The sequence below is a fragment of the Shewanella sp. SM32 genome, from assembly GCF_025654235.1.
GTDB classification, from domain to species: Bacteria; Pseudomonadota; Gammaproteobacteria; order Enterobacterales; family Shewanellaceae; genus Shewanella; species Shewanella oncorhynchi.
On record NZ_JAKKRO010000120.1, the window covers coordinates 1 to 4,168 of the forward strand.

Annotated in this window: 3 protein-coding genes and 2 pseudogenes; 1 reads left to right on the top strand and 4 read right to left on the bottom strand. The window is 42.1% G+C overall.

Features of this window, described 5'->3' with window-relative positions:
• The first annotated feature begins 56 nt into the window (after positions 1 to 56).
• Positions 57 to 1,262 carry an IS256 family transposase gene (locus L5M10_RS23375; RefSeq protein WP_259563770.1) on the top strand — a complete coding sequence of 402 codons (1,206 nt, stop codon included), beginning with the start codon at positions 57 to 59 and terminating at the stop codon, positions 1,260 to 1,262.
• A 33-nt stretch (positions 1,263 to 1,295) separates the two neighbouring features.
• On the opposite strand, the pseudogene L5M10_RS23380 reads toward L5M10_RS23375, so the two are convergent.
• The 4 genes and pseudogenes from L5M10_RS23380 to L5M10_RS24190 form a co-directional block, all read right to left on the bottom strand.
• Positions 1,296 to 1,883 (bottom strand): annotated as a pseudogene (locus tag L5M10_RS23380) (Hpt domain-containing protein); the annotation flags it as partial.
• A gap of 17 nt (positions 1,884 to 1,900) precedes the next feature.
• Complete coding sequence (locus L5M10_RS23385) at positions 1,901 to 2,266, bottom strand: response regulator (protein ID WP_028759902.1); 366 nt, start codon at positions 2,264 to 2,266, stop codon at positions 1,901 to 1,903.
• A gap of 3 nt (positions 2,267 to 2,269) precedes the next feature.
• Positions 2,270 to 4,003, bottom strand: coding sequence for a SpoIIE family protein phosphatase (locus L5M10_RS23390; protein WP_263256048.1), 1,734 nt, complete (start codon positions 4,001 to 4,003; stop codon positions 2,270 to 2,272).
• 8 nt (positions 4,004 to 4,011) lie between these two features.
• Positions 4,012 to 4,168 (bottom strand): annotated as a pseudogene (locus tag L5M10_RS24190) (anti-sigma factor antagonist); the annotation flags it as partial.

Genomic DNA, 4,168 nt, shown 5'->3' on the forward strand with positions numbered 1-4,168 from the left:
GGTAGTGTTCAAATTTCTGTGTCATTTCTTTAAAATAAACCCAAAAGAGATGATTTATGACTGCACCTACATTTGATATCAATGCCGCCATTCAAGCTTTGCGTGAAGGCCAAGACCTCACGGGCAAGGATGGTATCCTCACCCCTTTGATTAAACAGCTTACTGAAGCCGCGCTTAATGCCGAACTTGAGGAGCACCTCGCCACCAGTACCTCTGCCAACCGTAAGAACGGTAAAACAACCAAAACCATCAAAAGTCTTGTCGGTAATTTTGAGTTAACCACCCCAAGGGACAGGGCTGGCACCTTTGAACCCCAGTTAGTTAAAAAGCACCAAACTCAGTTAACCGATGAGATGGAACGCAAAATCATTGCCTTGTTTTCCCTTGGCACTAGCTATCAAGATATTCGCGCCCACATCGAAGATATGTACGGTATTGCGGTCTCTAACGGCAGCATCAACGCTATCACTGACAAGCTATTACCTGAGCTTCAAGCCTGGCGGGAGCGGGATTTAGAAGCCCTCTATCCTGTGCTGTGGCTCGATGCTATTCATTATAAAATTAAAGAGAACGGCCGTTTTATCAGTAAAGCCATCTACACCATTTTGGCGCTTAATGTCGAAGGAAAAAAAGAGTTGTTGGGTTTGTACCTGTCCGATAATGAAGGCGCTCACCACTGGTTAAGCGTGTTGACTGACCTTTATAATCGCGGCGTCAAAGACGTGCTCATTGCCTGTGTTGATGGGCTTAAGGGCTTCCCTGAGGCCATAGCAACCATTTATCCAAAGACCGAAGTGCAGCTGTGTATCATTCACCAAATTCGAAATTCAATGAAGTATGTTGTCTCTAAAAATCAGAAGGCGTTCATGGCGGATTTAAAGTGTGTTTATAAAGCGGCAACCCTTAATGCTGCTGAGCTAGCGCTCGATGAGCTTGAGGCTAAATGGGGCGATAAATACCCTGTAGTGATTAAATCTTGGCGTAACAAATGGCCGCTACTGTCAGTTTATTTCCGCTATCCAGACTATGTCCGGACAGCCATTTACACCACTAACGCAGTGGAAGCAGTGCATCGTCAGTTTAGAAAACTGACCAAAACCAAGGGCGGCTTTGCCAACGAGAACAGTTTACTTAAGCTGCTTTACGCGGGTATATTAAAGGCCTCCGAACGCTGGAGTCACCCTGTTCAGAATTGGAATTTGACGCTATCGCAGCTATCAATCCACTTCGAAGGCCGTTTGGACGAATATATCGATCTGTGAAACTAACCTGACACAGAATTATGAACACCCTCCGCTGATGTCTTCCGCTTGATAAGCCTCATCAAAAAATCCAAAGTCTTCACCTTCGATGGCAATATCACGTGCCATTTCATCTTCAAAAAATCCAAAACCCAGATCTTCTGCCGCCACTGCTGCGGTGAGTGTTGCATTTATGGTGGGAGTGCTAGCGACGTCTGTGCCATTACGTATCGCAACTGATGAACTAAAAGGCTCACCATTTAACGCTGCAACCAACTGGCTTTTACTGTATTCGACCTCCTGCCAATCAATCTGCTCTTCTTCGCGGTACAAGCTCAAGATATGGGATAACGTGTCCACAGTACTCAGCAGTAAATCGATAATAGATGACGTTAATTTGAAGTTACCCTTACGCGTTTTATCCAGCAGGTTTTCCATCACATGGGTGACACTGGTTAATGCAGTAAAACCAAAAATACCACTGCCGCCTTTTATAGAATGTGCAGCACGGAAAATGGTGTTCAGTTCTTCAGGATCGGGAGAAGCAAGGTCCAATGCCAATAGCAATTGTTCCATATTTTCAAGATGTTCATGACTTTCTTCAAAAAAGACCTGATGGAACTCGGCCATATTGATGGACATAGCGCACCCCGTTGCAGTTAACCCAGCACTTTAGCCGTAATAGCCAACAACTTTTGAGGATCAAAGGGTTTTACCATCCATCCCGTCGCACCCGCGGCTTTCCCTTGGGCTTTCATGTCATCGCCCGCTTCCGTGGTGAGCATAATGATCGGCGTACGCATAAATGCCGACATAGCACGTAAGGATTTAATTAAGGTCAGCCCATCCATTCGAGGCATGTTTTGGTCTGTCAGAATGAAGTCAAATCTCTGCCCATTACAGATATCGAGGGCTTCTCGACCATCTTTGGCCAGTACCACTTGATAATTAGCCGATTTAAGGGTCGCTTCGACCATTTGTCGAATCGCTGCGGAATCATCAACAATTAATATTCTTTTACTCATGCGCTATTCCATTATGACTTTAGTTATATTCCCTGGCGGTACTAATTCGTATGTCTTAGATAATGTTTTCACCAGCGATAGACCGCGCCCAGACAACTGAGGAATGTCCGCCATCAAATTTTCATCACCCTCAAAGCCTTTGCCACTGTCAGCCACGCTAATATGTAATTCATCCTGCGATGAACGCCAGATGATGCTCACTTTTACCCAATCATTTTCCGTGAGCCTATCTGCAAAACTGTCCCTAATACTATGGTACAGTTCGAAGCCTTCTGGATCATTTTTTAGTCGAGAATCTAATTTTAGTACACCATGATCAATAGCGTTGCTAAATAACTCTGCGACAACAGTAAAAACCCGTTGACAGAAATTAGTCGCAAATCCCAATATGCTGAGAAACTGATTCAATGAACTTAAATAATCAGCGCTGAGTAACATAGGCCCTGCAATGCTGACATCCCAGCAGAACTCACCATCCATAATGGCTTTAATACGATTGACATCACGATCTTGATGCCAAGTGTTTAATCGTTCGAAATCTAAGGTACAAATAGTGATGTCATCTGCAATATTTTCAGCAGAACAGTACTCATTCATATTGTTCTCTAAATATTTGACTAGACCACCTGACAAATGAATAAATAGATCTTTTAATTTATCAATGCCAAATGGATTGCCGTCATGGGTATATTGCTCTATTAAACCATCACTAAAAAGGCAAGCATGCCCATGGGATGGTAAATCAACCGTAACAATATCCGCTATAAAAGTATGCGGAGGTAAAATACCAAGGGCCATATTTGTCGATTTAAATTTATCGATGAATTGATTACTGACTGAACGAGAATGGTCAGTTTCTTTAATATTGTTGTTTGTTAAACAGTCAATTCCACCCGTTTGAATATACACGGGGGGCATACCACCATTCCAAATGTGTAATTTATTACGATTAAAATCGGCTTCTAAAATAATACAGGCAACAAATCTGTCTTCAGGGTTTTCTCGGTGGAGCTTAGCATTCAGTTCATAAATAAACGTAACTAAAGAAAATCCCTTTGAAACCATGGCCCTAAATGTACTGGCAACACGCATGATGGGCATAGCTGCACTCAGGCCATGACCCGTTGAATCGGCGAGAATTAAGAAGAAATTGCCATTAGGTGCTATGCCATTGAGGATAATATCACCGCTAAAATTGGCACTGGCTTGGCAGTAAGTATGTACAAAATCAAAGTCAGTATTATCAATATTGACTAAGTGTTCAAATAAATGCCGGGCCATGTGTTCTTCTCTGGCCTTTTCATAAAGCATTTTCTCAAGTTCAATTCTTTGATGCTCTACTTTATGCTGAAGTTGCACCCGGGTAAGTAAACATTCAACCTTGTACCAAAATATTTCAACATTTATCGGTTTAACAACAAAATCCAAAACCCCCATTCTAAAACAGGCTAACACGGATTGATTTTCTTTTGTCTCGCTCATGACTATAACAGGTGTTTCTTTTTTATCCTTATTCAACTTATCCAGTAACGCCAGTGCGGTACCATCCTTTAACCAATAGTTAATCAGAATTAAATCAACCGTATTTTGTGTTATTTCAAATAAACCTTCTTCTAGATCACTACAAACAATGACGTTGTAACCTTTGCTATGAATAAAGTCACTGATCCTTTGACTCGCAATAGCGTCATCATCGATAACTAAAATAAAATTTTCCGGCTGAGTAAGCGATACCATAATGAGTGTTACTCTATGATGTAGATTTTCTGCATATTGGCAATACTAAGGATTTCATTCGCCTGACCATGTGCACCTTTTACAGACGTAGAAATATGTAACTCCTGCGCCTTACGATGCAGCAGTACCATCATGCCTAAAGCAGAACTATCGAGGTAAAGCACT

Excerpts from the sequence above, each read along its gene's own strand:
- L5M10_RS23375 (WP_259563770.1), top strand. The coding sequence starts at position 57 with ATGACTGCACCTACATTTGATATCAATGCCGCCATTCAAGCTTTGCGT.
- L5M10_RS23385 (WP_028759902.1), bottom strand. The coding sequence starts at position 2,266 with ATGAGTAAAAGAATATTAATTGTTGATGATTCCGCAGCGATTCGACAA.
- L5M10_RS23390 (WP_263256048.1), bottom strand. The coding sequence starts at position 4,003 with ATGGTATCGCTTACTCAGCCGGAAAATTTTATTTTAGTTATCGATGAT.